The sequence below is a fragment of the Olsenella uli genome (genome assembly GCF_016900775.1).
GTDB classification, from domain to species: domain Bacteria; phylum Actinomycetota; class Coriobacteriia; order Coriobacteriales; family Atopobiaceae; genus Thermophilibacter; species Thermophilibacter uli_A.
On sequence record NZ_JACJKN010000001.1, the window covers coordinates 121,588 to 137,837 of the forward strand.

At 68.9% G+C, this 16,250-nt stretch carries 14 protein-coding genes; 6 read left to right on the forward strand and 8 right to left on the reverse strand.

The genetic code is table 11. The annotated features are described in order from the left end of the window. Nucleotides 1-146: 146 nt before the first annotated feature. From H6A23_RS00590 to H6A23_RS00600, 3 genes are read left to right on the forward strand one after another with little or no spacing between them, the layout of a single operon-like run. The gene (locus H6A23_RS00590) at nt 147-809 is read left to right on the forward strand and encodes a copper homeostasis protein CutC (protein ID WP_286165701.1); all 663 of its coding nucleotides are present in this window, start codon (nt 147-149) and stop codon (nt 807-809) included. A 2-nt stretch (nt 810-811) separates the two neighbouring features. Continuing rightward, nucleotides 812-1,492, forward strand: a complete 681-nt coding sequence (locus tag H6A23_RS00595; protein WP_353652984.1) for a pentapeptide repeat-containing protein — start codon at nt 812-814, stop codon at nt 1,490-1,492. Next, complete coding sequence (locus H6A23_RS00600) at nt 1,483-1,899, forward strand: PaaI family thioesterase (protein ID WP_204830263.1); 417 nt, start codon at nt 1,483-1,485, stop codon at nt 1,897-1,899. The genes H6A23_RS00595 and H6A23_RS00600 overlap by 10 nt, the downstream gene beginning before the upstream one ends. A 36-nt stretch (nt 1,900-1,935) precedes the next feature. Here the strand turns inward: H6A23_RS00600 and H6A23_RS00605 are convergent, their stop codons facing one another. The 3 genes from H6A23_RS00605 to H6A23_RS00615 all read right to left on the reverse strand — a co-directional run bounded on the left by H6A23_RS00605 (nt 1,936) and on the right by H6A23_RS00615 (nt 5,812). Beyond that, nucleotides 1,936-3,129 (reverse strand): diphosphate--fructose-6-phosphate 1-phosphotransferase, encoded by a 1,194-nt coding sequence (locus H6A23_RS00605; protein ID WP_204830264.1) that lies wholly within the window; start codon nt 3,127-3,129, stop codon nt 1,936-1,938. Between the two features lie 324 nt (nt 3,130-3,453). Then, nucleotides 3,454-4,743, reverse strand: coding sequence for a phosphopyruvate hydratase (gene eno, locus H6A23_RS00610; protein WP_204830265.1), 1,290 nt, complete (start codon nt 4,741-4,743; stop codon nt 3,454-3,456). Nucleotides 4,744-4,873: 130 nt separating this feature from the next. Further along, nucleotides 4,874-5,812, reverse strand: a complete 939-nt coding sequence (locus tag H6A23_RS00615) for a 3-hydroxyacyl-CoA dehydrogenase (RefSeq protein ID WP_204830266.1) — start codon at nt 5,810-5,812, stop codon at nt 4,874-4,876. A 186-nt stretch (nt 5,813-5,998) separates the two neighbouring features. Between H6A23_RS00615 and H6A23_RS00620 the strand changes: the two genes are divergently transcribed. Beyond that, nucleotides 5,999-7,420, forward strand: coding sequence for an amidophosphoribosyltransferase (locus H6A23_RS00620; protein WP_204830267.1), 1,422 nt, complete (start codon nt 5,999-6,001; stop codon nt 7,418-7,420). Nucleotides 7,421-7,682: 262 nt separating this feature from the next. Here the strand turns inward: H6A23_RS00620 and amrS are convergent, their stop codons facing one another. Both amrS and amrA read right to left on the reverse strand, forming a co-directional pair. Beyond that, entirely contained in the window at nt 7,683-8,546 is an 864-nt protein-coding gene (gene amrS, locus H6A23_RS00625; RefSeq protein WP_204830268.1) for an AmmeMemoRadiSam system radical SAM enzyme, read from the reverse strand. Beyond that, on the reverse strand, nt 8,543-9,973 hold the full coding sequence (amrA, locus tag H6A23_RS00630; protein ID WP_204830269.1) for an AmmeMemoRadiSam system protein A: 1,431 nt from the start codon (nt 9,971-9,973) through the stop codon (nt 8,543-8,545). The genes amrS and amrA overlap by 4 nt, the downstream gene beginning before the upstream one ends. Before the next feature lie 124 nt (nt 9,974-10,097). On the opposite strand from amrA, the gene H6A23_RS00635 reads away from it, so the two are divergent. Beyond that, nucleotides 10,098-10,805, forward strand: a complete 708-nt coding sequence (locus H6A23_RS00635) for a YdcF family protein (RefSeq protein WP_204830270.1) — start codon at nt 10,098-10,100, stop codon at nt 10,803-10,805. Between the two features lie 87 nt (nt 10,806-10,892). On the opposite strand, the gene H6A23_RS00640 is transcribed toward H6A23_RS00635, so the two are convergent. Together H6A23_RS00640 and H6A23_RS00645 are read right to left on the reverse strand one after the other, a co-directional pair. Continuing rightward, the gene (locus H6A23_RS00640; protein WP_204830271.1) at nt 10,893-12,101 is read right to left on the reverse strand and encodes an NADP-dependent isocitrate dehydrogenase; all 1,209 of its coding nucleotides are present in this window, start codon (nt 12,099-12,101) and stop codon (nt 10,893-10,895) included. A 333-nt stretch (nt 12,102-12,434) separates the two neighbouring features. After that, the gene (locus H6A23_RS00645; protein WP_204830272.1) at nt 12,435-14,237 is read right to left on the reverse strand and encodes a DUF3825 domain-containing protein; all 1,803 of its coding nucleotides are present in this window, start codon (nt 14,235-14,237) and stop codon (nt 12,435-12,437) included. 195 nt (nt 14,238-14,432) lie between these two features. Between H6A23_RS00645 and H6A23_RS00650 the strand changes: the two genes are divergently transcribed. Further along, nucleotides 14,433-15,338 carry a glycerophosphodiester phosphodiesterase family protein gene (locus tag H6A23_RS00650; RefSeq protein ID WP_204830273.1) on the forward strand — a complete coding sequence of 302 codons (906 nt, stop codon included), beginning with the start codon at nt 14,433-14,435 and terminating at the stop codon, nt 15,336-15,338. Here H6A23_RS00650 and trmB read toward each other — a convergent pair. Then, nucleotides 15,335-16,186 carry a tRNA (guanine(46)-N(7))-methyltransferase TrmB gene (trmB, locus tag H6A23_RS00655; RefSeq protein ID WP_204830274.1) on the reverse strand — a complete coding sequence of 284 codons (852 nt, stop codon included), beginning with the start codon at nt 16,184-16,186 and terminating at the stop codon, nt 15,335-15,337. The two genes, H6A23_RS00650 and trmB, sit on opposite strands and share 4 nt — an antisense overlap. Nucleotides 16,187-16,250: the final 64 nt, after the last annotated feature.

Below are 16,250 nucleotides of genomic sequence, written 5' to 3' on the forward strand. Positions count from 1 at the left end.
CCCCGATTGTTACGCGGGCGTTCTACCTGCGGTTCTTCTCGTCCAGCCGTGAGAGTTCTAGTTGCCTTCTTGTTATCAATCGGGGCCGGGGGCGTGGTGTCCGGCGTTCGTGGCATACTGGGCAGAGTGAGGCGAATGGGGGAGACATGCTGACAAGGGAGTTCTGCGCCGAGAACATGGAGCTCGTCCCGGCGGCGGTTGCCGCGGGCGCGGCGCGCATCGAGCTCTGCGACAACCTCGCGGTAGGTGGCACCACGCCGAGTTACGGCGTCATCCGAGCCGCCGTCGCGTTCGCGCGCGAGAAGAACGTTGACGTGATGTGCATGATTCGTCCGCGTGGCGGCAGCTTCGAGCACACGCCCGCCGAGGTCGCCATGATGCGCGACGACCTCATCATGGCCAAGAGCCTGGGGGTCACGGGCGTGGTCTTTGGCTGCCTGCGAGGCGGCTGCCTGGACCGCGAGCTTACCTCTGAGCTGATCCGCCTTGCCCATGAGGACACTCCCGAGGCCCCCGGCCGTGTGGCGGTGACCTTCCACATGGCCTTTGACGCGCTGTCGCCGGCTGACCAGCTTCTCGCCATCGACTGGCTCGCCGAACAGGGCGTGGAGCGCATCCTCACGCACGGAGGCGCGGCCGGCACGCCCATCGCGGACAACCTCGACCGCCTGCGCTCCTATGTGGAGCGCGCGGACGGACGCATCATCATCCTGCCTGGAGGCGGCATCACCTGGGAGAACGCCGAGGACGTCGCCGCTGCGCTGGGCGTCTCCGAGGTGCATGGGACCAAGATCGTCAAGGTGGCCTGACCGTGGCGCGTCCTAGGCAGGCAAGGGGCTTTGCTCAGGTAACGCCCGAGCTCGGCGAGCATATGGGGCGTGAGGTCCTTCTCGCCAGCCTGGCGGAGGGGGAGGCGCGCGTGCGGGGAACGGCGTTCTCCGGGCTTGAGCTCGACGAGGTTTCCGCCGCCGGCACAGCTTTTGAGAACGTGGCGTTTCGCGGCTGCGTCTTTGAGGGCGTGGACTTCTCAGGCTGCACGTTCACGGACGTTCAGTTTCTGAGTTGCCGCTTCATCTCCTGCACGATGGCGCGCTCGTGGCTCAACCGGGTGGACTTTCGCTCGTGCTCGGCGCCGGGGATGAGCTTTCACAAGGGTCGGCTCACCGGGGTCCTCATGGCGGACTCCCAGTTTGGATACTGCGACCTCTCGGAGGCCTCCGTGAGCCGCCTGCGCGCTGCGGAGACGAACCTCGCGGAGGCAAATATCCACCTGACCAAGCTCTCGCACGTGGAGCTTGATGGCTGTGACCTCACGCGGGCGACGGTCTATCGCTCGAGCCTTGCGGGCGTTGACCTCTCCACGTGCGACATATCGGGCATACGCGTGTCCGGAGACTTCCGCGAGCTGCGCGGTGCCGTGGTGAGCGCCGCGCAGGCCGTGCAACTGGCGGGGCTTCTGGGCGTGAAGGTGAAGGAGGACGAATGGCTCTGATTGGTGAGGGCGCTCCGCTCGAGGAGGTCCAGCGGGTCTTCAGGAACGACCGCTTTGCGACGGACGCGTGCGGCTGCCGCGTGGTTGAGGCCTCGCGCGGGCATGCGGTGTGCGAGTTTGACATCACGCCCGGACATCGCAACGAGAAGGGCGGCGTCATGGGCGGCGCCATCTTCACGGTGGCGGACCTCGCCTTTGCCGTGGCGTCCAACGTGGGCGAGCCGGTGACGGTGTCTGTGAGCAGCTCGATTGAGTTCATGAGCGCCGCAAAGGGCGAGAAGCTCATCGCCACGGCGGACGTGGACAAGAACGGGCGCACGCTGGGGTTCTACAACTGCCTCGTCACGGACGAGCTGGGCACGCCCGTGGCGCGCGTGACCCAGACGGCGATGCACCTGCGCCAGTAGGGACTGCCGGGGGGCGCGGGGCGCCCCCCGACGGGCCTAGTCGAGTGAGGCGAGCTGGGCGGGGAGCTCGCCGATGAGCGGGCGAATGTAGGCGCGCAGCTCGTCCCCGATGCCCATGCCGTCGGCAGAGATCCACTCGCTCGGGATGTTGCGCACCTGGTTGGCCACGGCGGCGACGTCGATGAGCTTGGTGCGAGACTCGTACGGGTCGTTGGAGACGCGCTCGATGGCGCACATCTTTGCGGTCTCGCCGGCAAAGGCGGCCTCGACGGCGGCATAGCCCACGTCGTAGGCCTCGTTGAGGTCGGTCCTGCTGGCGACGTAGCTCGCGCAGCGCTGGAGCGTGGAGAGCTCGACGGCACGGGTCTTGCAGCCGATGCGCTCCTTGGTGAGGGCGGCGAGGTAGCGACTGGCGCCCGAGAGCATGGCGAGGTGCCCGAACTCATCGGTCCCCACTCCAGGCGCGGCCGCACGCTCGCAGATGAGCTTGCCGTCTGGCGTGCGGACGCCCTCGCTCACGCCCACCATCACGGTGTTCTTCTTCTCGAGTGCCTGGGTGAGGCGCTCGATGAGGGCATCCTCGTCGAGCGGGACCTCGGGAAGGAGCACGAGGTCGGGCTCGACGGAGGCAAGGGCGCTCGAGGCGGTGAGCCAGCCGGCGTCGCGCCCCATGATCTCGACGAAGGTGACGCTCTTGAGGTTGTAGACGTCGGCGTCGTAGGCAAGCTCGTTCATGGCGGTCGCCACGAAGCGCGCGGCGCTGCCGTAGCCGGGGGTGTGGTCGGTCCCCACGAGGTCGTTGTCGATGGTCTTGGGCACGCCGATGAAGCGGATGTCGCTCCCGGTGCTTTGACCATAGGCGGCGAGCTTGGAGATGGTGTCCATGGAGTCGTTGCCGCCGATGTAGAGGACCGCGGAGGCCCCCAGCTGCTCAAAGCGCTCGAAGAGCTGCTGGTAGACGACATCATCCGTTCCGGGCGCGGGGAGCTTGAAGCGGCAGCTCCCGAGCCAGCTCGCCGGGGTGTTACGAAGAAGCTCGAGGTCGACCCTGCTGACGAATGCCTCGTCGAGGCGCACGGAGCGGCCGTCGAGGAATCCCTGGATGCCATAGCGCATGCCCTCGACGCGCGCTCCCTCGAGGATGCCTGCGGCAATCACGCCGGCGAGGCTCGCGTTGATGGCGGCGGTGGGCCCGCCCGACTGTCCTACCAGCACGCATCTCTCGGCCATTTGGGGTGCTCCCTTCGTCGTTTGCGCTGCTGTAAGCATACCTCAGCGCATGGGCGGCGCGCGCCGGTGCGCAAAAGAGCCGATGGTGCGAAAGCCAGGGCCGGCGGCGCGCAGTTGGGGCCTTGGTGCGAAGCGTTATGAGGGTCCGTCCTTATAGAGGCTGGAGGTGACCTGGCATTATGTGATTCCAAATCAGCCGCTACATGAGATGTGTCGGGTTTTGGGCAAAAAAGGCTTCGCACCAAGGGCCTGATTGCGCAAAGGCGCGGCCCCGGATGGTCCGGGGCCGCGCCAAAGGCTTGCCGAGTCGTCGCTGCCGGGCGTTTACGCCAGGTTGTAGAATGCCGCCTTCTGCAGGTACTCGGCGCTCGTGCCGAGGGAGTCCTCGATACGGAGGAGCTGGTTGTACTTGGCCACGCGGTCAGTGCGAGCCGGGGCGCCGGTCTTGATCTGGCCGGCGTTGGTGGCGACGGCCAGGTCGGCGATCGTGGTGTCCTCGGTCTCGCCGGAGCGGTGAGAGACCACGGCGGTGTAGCCCGCGCGCTTGGCCATCTCGATGGCGTCGAGCGTCTCCGTGAGGCTGCCGATCTGGTTGACCTTGATGAGGATGGCGTTGGCGGCGCCCACCTCGATGCCCCTCTTGAGGCGCTCGGTGTTGGTGACGAAGAGGTCGTCGCCCACGAGCTGGACCTTCTTGCCCAGGCGCTCGGTGAGCTTGACCCAGCCGTCCCAGTCCTCCTCGGCCAGGCCGTCCTCGATGGAGATGATGGGGTACTTCTCCACGAGCTCCGCCCAGTAGTCGACCATCTCGTCGGACGTGAGCGTGCGGCCCTCACCCTTGAGCTCGTACATCCCGGTCTCCTTGTTGTAGCACTCGGAGGTGGCGGGATCCATGGCGAACATGAAGTCCTCGCCCGGCTTGAAGCCGGCGGTCTCCACGGCCTCCATCAGGTAGACGAAGGGCTCGGCGTTGGTCTTGAGGTCGGGCGCAAAGCCGCCCTCGTCGCCCACGCCGGTGGAGAGCCCGGCCTTCTTGAGGGTGTCCTTGAGCGTGTGGTAGGCCTGCGCGCACCAGCGAAGGCCGGTGGCAAAGTCGGGCGCGCCCACGGGCATGATCATGAACTCCTGGAAGTCGACGTTGTTGTCCGCGTGGACGCCGCCGTTCAGGATGTTCATCATCGGGACGGGGAGGGTGTGCGCGTTGGGGCCGCCGAGGTAGGCGTAGAGCGGCAGCCCGGCGGAGGCCGCGGCGGCGCGCGCGATGGCAAGCGAGCAGCCGAGGATGGCGTTGGCGCCCAGGCGGCCCTTGTTGGGGGTGCCGTCCGCGGCGATCATGGCCTCGTCGGCGCCGCGCTGGTCAGTTGCCTCGCGCCCCATGAGCACGTTGGCGAGCTCGTCGTTCACGTGCGCCACGGCCTGCGTGACGCCCTTGCCCAGGTAGCGGTCCTTCTCGCCGTCGCGCAGCTCGACGGCCTCGAACTCGCCGGTGGACGCCCCGGACGGGACGATGGCGCGGCCGAAGGAGCCGTCCTCGAGCGTGACCTCCACCTCGACGGTGGGGTTGCCGCGGGAGTCGAGCACCTCGCGGCCGTAGACCTTTGCGATCTTGCTCATGGCGAACCTTTCTGTTTGACTGAGCTAAGTTATCTTGAGTATACCCAATCTAACAATCGACATACCGCGACGCGGAACGCACATGAAAAAGGGGCGGCGGCCTCGCGTGCCCGCCGCCCCCAACGCCGCGCTAGCGATAGTCGTAGAAGCCCTTGCCGGCGGCGCGACCGGTCTCGCCGCGGTCGATCTTCTCCTTCAGCAGCGCGGCGATGCGGCCCTTGATGGTGGTGGGGTCGGCTGCCGCAGGGTCGAGCAGCGTGATGTTGTAGGCGGTGGTCAGCCCGACGATGTCGAGGATCTGGAACGGGCCCGCCGGCGCGCCGGTGCCGAGCCTCCAGGCGAGGTCGATGTCCTCGACCGAGCCCACCTCACCGGCCCAGAGCGCCTGTGCGGCGGTGAGGAAGGGCACGAGCATGCTGTTCAGCAGGTAACCGGGCTGCTCCTTCATGACCTTGAGGGGCACCATGCGGATGTCCGCGGCAAACTCGACCACCTCGTCGAAGTGCGCCATGTCCGTTCCGGGGTGCGGCATGACCTCGGCGGTGGGGTTCTTCCAGATCTCGTTGGCAAAGTGCAACGCGAGGTACTTCTCGGGGCGTCCGGTGTGCTCGGCGAAGGCGCTCGGCAGGAGCGTGGAGGAGTTGGTCACCACGATGGTCCGCTCGGGCATGATGGGGGCAACGGCGGTGTAGAACTCGATCTTCTGCTGGGGGTTCTCGGCGATGCACTCGATCACGAGGTCGGCGTCGGAGAAGGCCTCCTCATAGCTCGTGGTGAGGCGGATCCCCTCGTATGCGGCCTCGACGCGCGCCTTGGCGGCCTCGCAGGCCTCGGGCGTGACGTCCTCGCGGGGGAGAAGGCCGTAGGCGTAGGCGGCGGGGTTGGTCTTCATGGCCTCGAGCGTGGCGAGGTAGACCTCGCGCAGGTGGTCGAGCTTGGGCTGGCAGCGCTCGATGGAGCCCTCCGAGCGGAGCCAGATGGTGACGTCGCATCCGCTGTACGCGCACTGGAAGGCGATCTGGCTTCCGAGCACGCCGCCTCCGGCGACGGCGACCTTGGTGAACTTCATGGGAGAGTCCTTTCCGTTGGGCGCGGCGGGGGTCGCCGCGCGGATGCCTTCCTCCTACCCAGAAGCCTGTAACTATTTCACGCACGTTCTTCTCGCGTTCCTCGTCGGCGCGTGCCGGACGATATACTGTGACAGTTGGCAGGACGCGGGCTGCGCGGGGGCGGCGCCGCAGACGGGGAGGTACTCATGGGAGCGTTCTTTGGCGCGGTCTCGCATCGCGACGTTGCACTCGACGTGTTCTTTGGCGTCGACTATCACTCGCACCTCGGCACGCGTCGTGCCGGCATGGTGTCGTGCCGCGAGGGGGGCGGCTTCAACCGGCAGATCCACTCGATTGAGAACACGCCGTTCCGCACCAAGTTCGAGCACGACCTGCCCGACCTCTCGGGCACCTGCGCCATGGGCTGCATCTCCGACAACGACCCGCAGCCGCTGCTCGTCCGCTCCCACCTGGGGGTCTACGCCATCTCCACGGTGGGCGCTGTCGCCAACCAGGACGAGCTCGTGGCGCGCTTCGAGGAGGCGGGCCATCAGTTTGGCGCCATGGGGTCGGGCGCGGTCAACGTCAACGAGCTCGTGGCGGCGCTCATTAACTCGCAGGGGAGCATCGTCGAGGGCATCCGCTACGCGCAGGACGAGATCGAGGGCTCGCTCACGCTGCTCGTCATGACCGAGGACGGCACGCTCATCGCCGCGCGCGACAAGATGGGCCGCCTGCCGGTGCTCATCGGCAAGGACGAAGACGGCTACTGCGTGACCTTCGAGTCCTTTGCCTACGGCAAGCTCGGCTATGTCGATGCGTACGAGCTCGGCTCGGCCGAGATCGTACGCATCACGGCGGACGGCTACGAGACGCTCTCCGAGCCGCGCGACGAGATGCGCATCTGCGCGTTCCTCTGGGTCTACTACGGCTATCCCAACTCAAACTACGAGGGCGTCAACGTCGAGTGCATGCGCTATCGCAACGGCGCCATCATGGCCCGCGACGAGCGCGAGGCGGGCCTGCTCCCCGAGGTTGACTACGTGGCCGGCATGCCCGACTCGGGCCTGCCGCACGGCATCGGCTACGCCAACGAGTCCGGCGTTCCGCTCGCGCGCCCCTTCGTCAAGTACACGCCCACCTGGCCGCGCTCCTTCATGCCCGCAAACCAGGAGGTCCGCAACCGCGTGGCCAAGATGAAGCAGATCCCGGTGCCCGAGCTCATCCGCGACAAGCGCCTGCTGCTCGTGGACGACTCCATCGTCCGCGGCACCCAGATGCGCGAGACGATCGACTTCCTGCGCGACACGGGGGCCTCCGAGGTCCACATGCGCTCGGCCTGCCCGCCCATCATGTACGGCTGCAAGTACCTCTCGTTCTCCCGCAGCCGCTCCGAGTACGAGCTCATCGCGCGCCGCAAGGTCCGCGAGCTCGAGGGGGACGAGGGCGAGAAGCACCTCGACGAGTACGCGGATGGCCGCTCCGAGCGCGGGCGCTGCCTGCTGCGCTCCATCTGCGAGGAGATGGGCTTCGACTCGCTGGAGTACCAGAGCCTCGACGGCATGCTCGAGGCCATTGGCATCGACCGCAAGAAGGTCTGCACCTACTGCTGGAACGGCAAGGAGTAGGCACCTAGGCCCCTCGGCGGCGCCGTTCGCGCGAGGGCAAACCATGCGACGGTGGGTGGCATCTTTTATATAGAGTCTTGACTCAATAAAAGATGCCACCCACTTTTAGCAAAAAACGAGCGGGCAGGACAAGTTTTGCTTTAATTCTGGGCGGATGTCTTCGTTCTGCGGCTGCCCGATATCAAAGATGCCACCCAATAGCGGGGAGTTGGCGCGGCGCGGGGCGAGAAGAACGCCGGGCCGTCGCTCTTCTCGCCCCACGCTAGCAGTTGCCCACGGAGACGTAGGTGAGGTGGCGGCGCGCAACGTCGGCTAGCCTCCGCACGGTGGGAATGGGCGTGGGCGGGCGATCCGTCATGCGCCAGCAGGGGAAGAAGCGCGTCACGTGGTAGGGGACGTCCCCCAGTCCGGCGAGCCAGCGGGCGATGGCGTCGACCTCGCCTTCGGCGTCGTTCATGCCGGGGATGACGAGCGTGGTCACCTCCAGGTGACAGGTGGGGTCCGCCGCGAGCCGCTCGATCGTGGCACGCACGCACGAGAGGGAGCCCGGCGCGGCCCCGCAGGCATCGTAGAACGCGTCCGAGAAGCCCTTGAGGTCGATGTTCGCCGCGTCGATGAGCCCCGCGAGCGCGTCGAGCACGCCCGGACCCGCGCACCCGTTGGAGACGAGCACGTTGACGAGCCCAGCCTCGTGCGCCAGCCGCGCGCAGTCGCGGACGTACTCCCAGCAGACGAGCGGCTCGTTGTAGGTATAGGCGATGCCCGAGACGCGCGGGTCGCGCCGGCGGGCCTCCTGTGCAAGGGCGACCAGCTCGTGCGGGGAGAGCTCGCGCCAGCGCACGTCCTTCTCGCCCGCTTGGGAGATCTCCCAGTTCTGGCAGAAGGGGCAGCGCAGGTTGCAGCCGTAGCCCCCGACGGAGACCACGTACGTACCGGGCATGAAGCGGGCGAGCGGCTTCTTCTCTATGGGGTCGAGCGCGATGGAGGTCACGCGACCATAGCCTTCCGGCACGATGCGGCCGCCCGCGCTGCGCCGCGCGCGGCAGGCCCCGAGCGCGCCCGGGGCGAGCCGGCAGCGGCGCGGGCAGGCGGGGCAGACGAGCGTGCCGTCCTTCTCGGCGCTCATTCGTGGCGCTCCACGACGAAGCGCTCGATTTGCACGCCGGGCTCGGCGAGGTCCACCCCGCCCTTGCGCGCGGCAATGCGCAGCTGCTCGTCGACGGTGTCCACGCCGTCGAGGTCGGGGAGGAGCAGGCCGCGGCGCCCGCCCGGCGCGCTCACGATTACGCCGTAGCGGCGCGGGTCCAGCCCCTCGGGGCCGCTTACGGGCTCCGGGGTGCCGAGGACGTCCACGTCATAGACGAGCTCGGGAAGCTCGTCTTTTGTGACGGGCGGGAAGCGGGGGTCGTGGAGGCCCGCGGAGACCGCGTTGGCCGCGATTTCCTCCGCAAGGCTCGCGCGTGTGGGGGCGATGGTGCCTATGCAGCCTCTGAGCTGGCCGTTCTTCTTCAGCGAGACAAAGGCTCCGGCGCGGCGGGAGCAGAGCTCGGGCGGGAGGCCCTGCGGGAGCTCAAGGTGCCGGCCCGTGCGCACGCGGTGCTCGAGCGAGGCGCGGGCAAGCGCCACGTACGCGTCCTCCCCGGCACGGCGGCGGCCCATGTCCGCGGCGTGCCAGGCCTCATACGCCTCCCCGAAGGCGCGGGCGGGGTCGCTGCCGGCCGCCCCGGAGGGCGAGAAGCACGTGACGCCGTAGCCCACGCCGAAGGGGCCCTCGTAGGAGAGGAGCTCGGCCGTGACGGGCGTGCGGTCGAGGGTGCCGGCCATAATCTGGAAGGAGCGCAGGCCGCACTCCGCGGCGCGCTCGCAAAGGCCCGGGTCCGCCGTGAGCAGCTCGAGGAAGGCGCCAGAGCCGAGCGCCCTGCAGGCCAGCTCGTCGAAGGCGGGACCGTCCGGAGAGAAGCCGTACGGGCCGTCCGCCGCCAGCTTGTGCGAGAGGTCTCCCGAGGCCACATAGGCCACGCGCCGGCCCAGGCGCTCCGCGGCGCGTGCGACCAGCTGGCCCATGCGGTAGTGCTGGAGCGGGGAGAGGCCGGAGATGCCCATGCGCGCCACGCGGTAGGGGGCGGGCTCGTGGCCGGCGGCGCGCAGCTCCGCATAGGCGTCCTGGATGAAGTGGAGCGGCACGAGGATGCCCCAGTCGAGCTCGCGCTCCCGCTCGCCTGCGGTGCCGGCGGGAAGGCCCTCTTCCTGCGCGAGGCGGCAGAGCGTGGCGACAAGCTCCTCGTCGTAGGTGACGCGGGAGCCGTCCGCGACGTCGCCAAACTGCGCAAACGTCCCCCGCGCGCCCGGGCCGGGGGCGACGTGCAGATAGTCGAGGTACATGGCCGTGTGCGGGCTCGAGATGACGATGGTGTCAGGCTCGAGGGCGGCAATGCGGCGGGCGACCTTGCGGTAGGCGTCCACGGTGGACTGGATCTCCCGTTCGCGCCCGTGCCCCACGCCGGGGACGATGAGGGGCGGGTGCGGTACGGCTGCGGCTATGACGATGGGCATGCGGGCCTCCCTTCCGGCGGGTGACAGTCTCGTCAGATTTGTTTGCCTCGGGCTGTGCCTAGTACCATTGTGCCCATGGGAGCCCGGGCGGCGGGCACCAATGGGCGAGCGGGGGTGAAGCGGCGTGGTTGTGGCGCTGACGGTGCTGGGGGCCATCTTTGTGGCCTATGGGGCACTCATGGCGGCGCTCTATCCGGCGGGCGGGTTCTTTCTGGCATGGATGGCGATCGGGGCGGCGCTGATCGCGGCTGCTCGCGTGGAGCGCGTGCGCCTTGCGATATGCGTCGTGCTTGCGGCGGGTGCGCTCGTCGTCGGAGCGCTCTCGGCGCTCATTGCCACCACGGCCGCGGCGACGCCGCCTGCGGGCGTGGACTGCCTGGTGGTGCTGGGCGCGGGGCTTAGGCCCGACGGCTATCCGAGCGAGACCCTGCGCTTTCGCCTGGAGGCGGCGCTCGCGTATCTGGACGAGAACCCCGAGACGGCGTGCGTCGTCTCGGGCGGGCAGGGCTTTGGCGAGTCCCGGACCGAGGCCGACGCCATGGCGGAGTACCTGGAGGCGCGCGGGCTGGACGGGGCGCGCATCACGAAGGAGGAACGCTCGAGCACCACGGTGGAGAACATCCGCAACTCCTCCGAGCTCCTGGATCCGGGCGACTCTGTCGCCGTGGTCACCAACGACTTCCACCTCTACCGGGCCCTGCGCATTGCCGAGAAGAACGGGCTGTCCGGCGCGTATGGCCTGGCAGCCCGCACGAACCCGCTCTACCTGCCCCAGGCGACGCTGCGCGAGTGCGCCGCCATCGTGAAGGAGGCGCTCACCGGCAATCTGTGAGCGACCTGACAAAGGTGACGGGGGCGTTTGTCATGAACATCATGACAAACGCCCCCGTCACCTTTGTCAGGTCCTGTCGGGTCGCCTTTAGGCCTCGGCGTCGAACGTCTCGCGGATGGCGAGGATGAACTCGCGCGTGCCGAGCGTCTCGGGGCTGGGGAGGCTCGTGATGCGCGCGAGGTCGCCGGTCATGCGTCCGGACTCGATCGTGTGGACCGTGGCCGCCTCCAGGCGGTTGGCAAAGTCCACGAGCTCGGGCAGCTCGTCGAGCTCGCCGCGCTTGCGCAGGGCCCCCGTCCAGGCAAAGATCGTGGCCACGGAGTTGGTGGACGTGGGCTCGCCCTTGAGGTGCTTGTAGTAGTGACGCTGCACGGTGCCGTGCGCGGCCTCGTACTCGAAGTAGCCGTGCGGGCTCACGAGCACCGAGGTCATCATCGCGAGGCTGCCGAAGGCCGAGGAGAGCATGTCGCTCATGACGTCTCCGTCGTAGTTCTTGCAGGCCCAGATGAAGCCGCCCTCGGACTTGACCACGCGCGCCACGGCGTCGTCGATCAGCGTGTAGAAGTACTCGATGCCGGCCGCCTCGAATCGGGCGCGGTACTCCGCCTCGTAGACGTCCGCAAAGACGTCCTTGAAGCGGTGGTCATAGGTCTTGGAGATCGTGTCCTTGGTGGCAAACCACAGGTCCTGACCCGTGGAGAGCGCGTACTCGAAGCAGCTGCGCGCGAAGCTCTCGATGGAGGCGTCGAGGTTGTGCTGGCCCTGGACTACGCCCGGGCCGTCGAAGACGTGGACGAGCTCGCGGCGCTCGGTGCCGTCCGCGGCGGTGTAGACCAGCTCCACCTTGCCGGGGCCGTCGATGCGCATCTCGGCGTTCTTGTAGACGTCGCCATAGGCGTGACGGGCGATGGTGATGGGCTTCTTCCAGCAGCTCACCACCGGGTCAATCCCCTTGACCACGATGGGGGCACGGAAGACCGTGCCGTCGAGCAGCGCGCGGATGGTACCGTTGGGGCTCTTCCACATCTGCTTGAGGCCGTACTCTTCCACGCGCGCCGCGTTGGGGGTGATGGTGGCGCACTTGACGGCCACGCCCAGGCGCTTGGTGGCCTCGGCGGAGTCAACGGTGACCTGGTCGTCCGTCTTGTCGCGATTCTCAAGGCCGAGGTCATAGTACTCGGTCTTGAGGTCAACGTACGGGCAGATGAGCTCGTCCTTGATGATCTGCCAGATGATGCGGGTCATCTCGTCGCCGTCCATCTCGACGAGCGGGATCTTCATCTCAATCTTGGCCATGCGTGCCTCCAGGGTCGCGGGTGCTCACGGGGAAGAATGTAGCACGGTGCTCGGGACGGCCGGTCAGGCCACGTCAGTTTGAGACGTGTTGGACACACGGATGTGGCGCAATCAGGCCCTTGGTGCGAAGGCCGGGGCGCCGCCGCGCGCAGTCGGGCCCCTGGTGCGAAGCGTTTTTTGGAAAAGCGCCGTTTTTCCAAGGCGTGGGAGAGCTGCGACCTGGCAAATGCTCGGCTGGCTACTCGCACCACCCGTGAAAACGCTTCGCACCAGGGGCCCGACTGCGCGCGGCGGCGCCCCGGCCTTCGCACCAAGGGCCTGATTGCGCAGCCTTTAGCCCCTGCGCCCGGGAAAGAGCCACTCCGGCTGGTCCGCGCTCACTACGCGGGCGCAGGCATAGGCGTCTGCGAGCGCGAGCGTGGCGATTGCCTCGTAGCTGTCGCCCGCCGGGAGCAGCGCCAGCGCCGACCCCTCGTTGGGCACGAGCAGCACGGTCCTGTCGAGGACGGGGTCGTAGGCGGGGGTTGCCGCGCGCGGGTTGCGCGCGACCAGCGCGGCCCCAGAGAAGACGGGGGAGGACATCGTCGGGTCGAACGACGCCTCGGCGAACGAGGAGAGGTAGCATGCCGGCCTGCCGGCGCCCTTGGTGGAGAACTCGACCAGTTGCCAGGGGATGTCTCCCGCAAGAGGGGAGAGGAGCGCCCGAATGGGCTCTCCGTCCGCGGTGAGCAGGCCCGTGTCGAAGGAGGCGGCCGCGCCGTCGGAGGCGACGGCGATCTTTCCCTCGGAGACGATGCGGGTGACCGTCATCATGAGGTAGTCCCTGAGGATGGCGAGGCCCTCCCCCCAGGGCTCCGGCGCCGCAAGCGCCGCGAGGCGCTCGAGGGCGTCATCCCAGGGGCCGAGGGCGATGGTCGAGGTGAGGACCTGCAGCGGGTCGGCGCCGCCATCCGCGCCGGCCCCGGCGAAGGCCGCCCACGCCCCGGCGGGCGCGCTGCCAAGCCCCTCGAGGCCGACCTCCTCCGCCTTGCCCGCGTCGACCTCGGTGAGCGCCCAGCGCTTGCCGGAGACGGGGCGCGCGGAGCGGCGCAGCGTGACGCGCACCGGGGTCACGCCGTCGGCCTGCAGGTAGCGCAGGGAAAAGGACACGTTGCTCCGCGTGCCCTCGAGGGCGTCCGTCGAGCGCGCGGCGCGGAAGTCCTCCTCGAGCACGGCAAGCGGGTCCACGTTGGGCGGGAGCACCTGGTAGAGGAGGCTCAGCTGCTCGTCGGAGCAGCGAATGTCGGCGTGGAAGTCCTGTGGGAGGTCGGCGCGGACGCGGGGGGCGACGTCGGGCAGGGGGATGGCATCTGCCTCGGGCTCCTCCCGCGCGGGCGGGGTCTCGGGCACGTAGGTGATGGTGAAGGAGATGGGAGGCTCGTGCGCGGGCCCGGCGGGTGCGGACTCGGCGGGCGTCTTTGGCTCGGCGGCCGTTGCGTCGTCGGGCGCCTCTTCCGCGGCGGCCTCGGCCTCTGGGGCGTCGGCCGTGGGCCCGGCGGGCGCCTCGGCGCCTGGGGTGGGCTCGCTCTGCCCGGCGTCCCGATCCGGCTGGCCGGCATCAGGGGTCGGCCGGTCCTCCCCCGTGCCCGGCTCGCCGCCTGCCACCTTCTTCTCCTCCTCGGTAGGCGTCTGGGCCTGTGCCTCGGCCTCGGGAGCGGGCACCTGTCCCGCCTTGGGCTCGGCGGGCACCTCGGCCTCGGGGGCCTTGGCATCCTGCCCGCCCTTCTCGTCAGGCCGCTCGACGTGCCGCGGCTTCACGGGCTTGAGCGCCTTGGCGCCGCGCTTGCGCTTCCAGGGCTTGCCGTTCGCGGCCGCCTTGTCCCCGGCGCCCTGCGCCCGCTCGAGCGCGCGGTCATACTCCTCGCACGCGAGGACCGTCGCGTACACGTAGCCCTTCTTGAAGACCGTCAGCTTGATGAACTCGGGAAGCTGCTCGCAGAGCTCGCGCATGTCGGCGCAGCCGAGGTCCGCGGGCACGATGCCGTCTGCGGCGAGCGCCTCCTCTGCGCGCGGCAGGAGCGTCTGCCTGTTCCGTCCCAGCTCGCGTGAGAGGAGCTGGTACAGGTAGACCCGGTTGCCGGGGGTGATCCTAGTCATGGTGCCTCCTTGCGTTGCTCGCCCTGGGGCGTGAAGTTGCGAGCACACTACCTTACTACCCATTCCGGCCGGGTGCCGGGCGCGTCTTGCGAGCGGTCTCGCGGCGTCGCCCGCCGTCAGCCGAAAAGGCGCGGCAAGAAGGCGCCTCCTCGTGGCGAACTGCTAGCATCGAGGGAGCGACCGGAGGGAGCGCCCATGAGGATACGAGACGTTCTTGGGGCGGCGGGAATCGCCGTCGGTGCCGCAGCGGGAATCGCGGCGGGAGCCTGCGCGCTCGTGGCGCCGCGCCGCGGCGACGAGGGGCTGGAGGAGCGCTGGGCGGAGATTGCCCGCCACCGCTACGCGCACCGGGGCCTGCATGCCGCCGGCATCCCCGAGAACTCGCTCGCCGCCTTCGCCAAGGCGCGCGAGCTGGGGTTTGGTGTCGAGCTTGACGTCCGCCTCACGCTCGACGGCGCGCTCGTCGTGATTCACGACTCGTGTCTGGAGCGCCTCTGCGGCCGCTCGGGGCTGGTCGAGCAGCTGACCCTTGCCGAGCTCGGCGAGTGCCGGCTCATGGGTACGGACGAGGGCATCCCCACGCTCGACGAGGTGCTGCGGCTGTTTGACGCGGCGGGCGATGCCGATGCTGCCCCGGCGCCTCCCGTGATCATCGAGCTCAAGACCGCGGATGCCAACGCAGGGCTGCTCGCCGGCCGCGCGATGGCGTGCATCGACTGCTATGACCTTCGCTTTTGCGTGGAGAGCTTCGATTCTCGCGTGCTCCGCTGGCTGCGCTCCCACCGTCCGGACGTCCTGCGCGGCCAGCTCGTGCGGAGCTTCCTGGGCGAGAAGGACCTCGACCCGCTGCGTCGCCTCGGGGCGACGGCGCTTCTCGGCAACGTGGCGGCACGGCCGGACTTCATCGCGTGCCGGTTCCGCGACCGGGGCCTCCCGGCGGTCCGGCTGGCCTGCGGGCGGCTCGGCGCGCACCTTGTCACCTGGACGATCCGCTCCGAGCGGGAGATGCTGGAGAGCGAGGCCGAGGGAGCGCCGGTGATCTTCGAGGGCTTCATCCCCGATTCGCTCTCCACGGTCGGCGGGGAGGCGCGCCCCGCCTAGCGGCCCGCGCCGCGGGAGGAGAGCCGCTCCGCGCGGTTCCTGAGGTTGGCGACCGTCGCCTGCATGCCGTGCGGTGCGTAGGAGAGCCTCTCGAGCGAGGCCAGGTCCTGGGGGAGATAGGCCGCAAGCGAGAGCTCCGCCGTCTGCTCCGCGCGCTCGGGCGCGGGGCCGGGGGTGACGACGAGGGAGAGCACCTTCGCGCCCTGCGCGCTCAGACGCTCCTCGTACTCGCTCGTGGGCTCGTCGGGATAGTCCGCCCGCGCATCGCGCGACTCCCAGAGGATGCGGTAGCCGGCAAGCGGCACCTGCGTGAGCATGAAGTCAAAGAGCGGCTGGCTGTCGGTCTTGAAGGCCACCTCGCCGCCTGCGGCGAGCACCCCCCGAAAGTCTATGAGGCGCTCCATGCTCGCCATGCGTAGATGGGCGTCGCGCTTGCGGGGAAACGGCGTGGGGAAGTTGAGGTAGATGCGCGCGAGCTCGCCGGGCGAGAAGAACTCGCGGACGCGCATGCCGGTGCCGGGGACCACGATCACGTTGGAAAGGCCGCTCTCGCAGACGCGCTGGGCCGCGTAGGCCACGCAGATCGGCTCGGCGTCCATGGCGACGAAGAGCACCTCGGGCTCGCGGCGGGCCGCCTCGACGGCAAAGGCCCCCTTCCCGCAGCCAAGGTCGAGGCGCACCTCGCGGTAGCGCCCGGCCCCCGCCTCGGCGCCGATGCCGCGCCAGCAGGCCTCCGCCCACCGGCCGCGCCAGCGCTCGGGCGTGAGCTCGATGGCGTCCGCGTAGCGCTCGAGGCGCTCCTCGAGGACGAAGTTCTTGGGAAGCCTCGCATGAAGGGCGTGGGGCATGGGTTCTCCGTTTCCGGACGTTGCCTATTTGGGGACAGGCCCCTTTTAGGCATGTTTTCTAGCA

Excerpts from the sequence above, each read along its gene's own strand:
- H6A23_RS00590 (WP_286165701.1), top strand. The coding sequence starts at position 147 with ATGCTGACAAGGGAGTTCTGCGCCGAGAACATGGAGCTCGTCCCGGCG.
- H6A23_RS00600 (WP_204830263.1), top strand. The coding sequence starts at position 1,483 with ATGGCTCTGATTGGTGAGGGCGCTCCGCTCGAGGAGGTCCAGCGGGTC.
- H6A23_RS00605 (WP_204830264.1), bottom strand. The coding sequence starts at position 3,129 with ATGGCCGAGAGATGCGTGCTGGTAGGACAGTCGGGCGGGCCCACCGCC.
- eno (WP_204830265.1), bottom strand. The coding sequence starts at position 4,743 with ATGAGCAAGATCGCAAAGGTCTACGGCCGCGAGGTGCTCGACTCCCGC.
- H6A23_RS00615 (WP_204830266.1), bottom strand. The coding sequence starts at position 5,812 with ATGAAGTTCACCAAGGTCGCCGTCGCCGGAGGCGGCGTGCTCGGAAGC.
- H6A23_RS00620 (WP_204830267.1), top strand. The coding sequence starts at position 5,999 with ATGGGAGCGTTCTTTGGCGCGGTCTCGCATCGCGACGTTGCACTCGAC.
- amrS (WP_204830268.1), bottom strand. The coding sequence starts at position 8,546 with ATGAGCGCCGAGAAGGACGGCACGCTCGTCTGCCCCGCCTGCCCGCGC.
- amrA (WP_204830269.1), bottom strand. The coding sequence starts at position 9,973 with ATGCCCATCGTCATAGCCGCAGCCGTACCGCACCCGCCCCTCATCGTC.
- H6A23_RS00640 (WP_204830271.1), bottom strand. The coding sequence starts at position 12,101 with ATGGCCAAGATTGAGATGAAGATCCCGCTCGTCGAGATGGACGGCGAC.
- H6A23_RS00645 (WP_204830272.1), bottom strand. The coding sequence starts at position 14,237 with ATGACTAGGATCACCCCCGGCAACCGGGTCTACCTGTACCAGCTCCTC.
- H6A23_RS00650 (WP_204830273.1), top strand. The coding sequence starts at position 14,433 with ATGAGGATACGAGACGTTCTTGGGGCGGCGGGAATCGCCGTCGGTGCC.
- trmB (WP_204830274.1), bottom strand. The coding sequence starts at position 16,186 with ATGCCCCACGCCCTTCATGCGAGGCTTCCCAAGAACTTCGTCCTCGAG.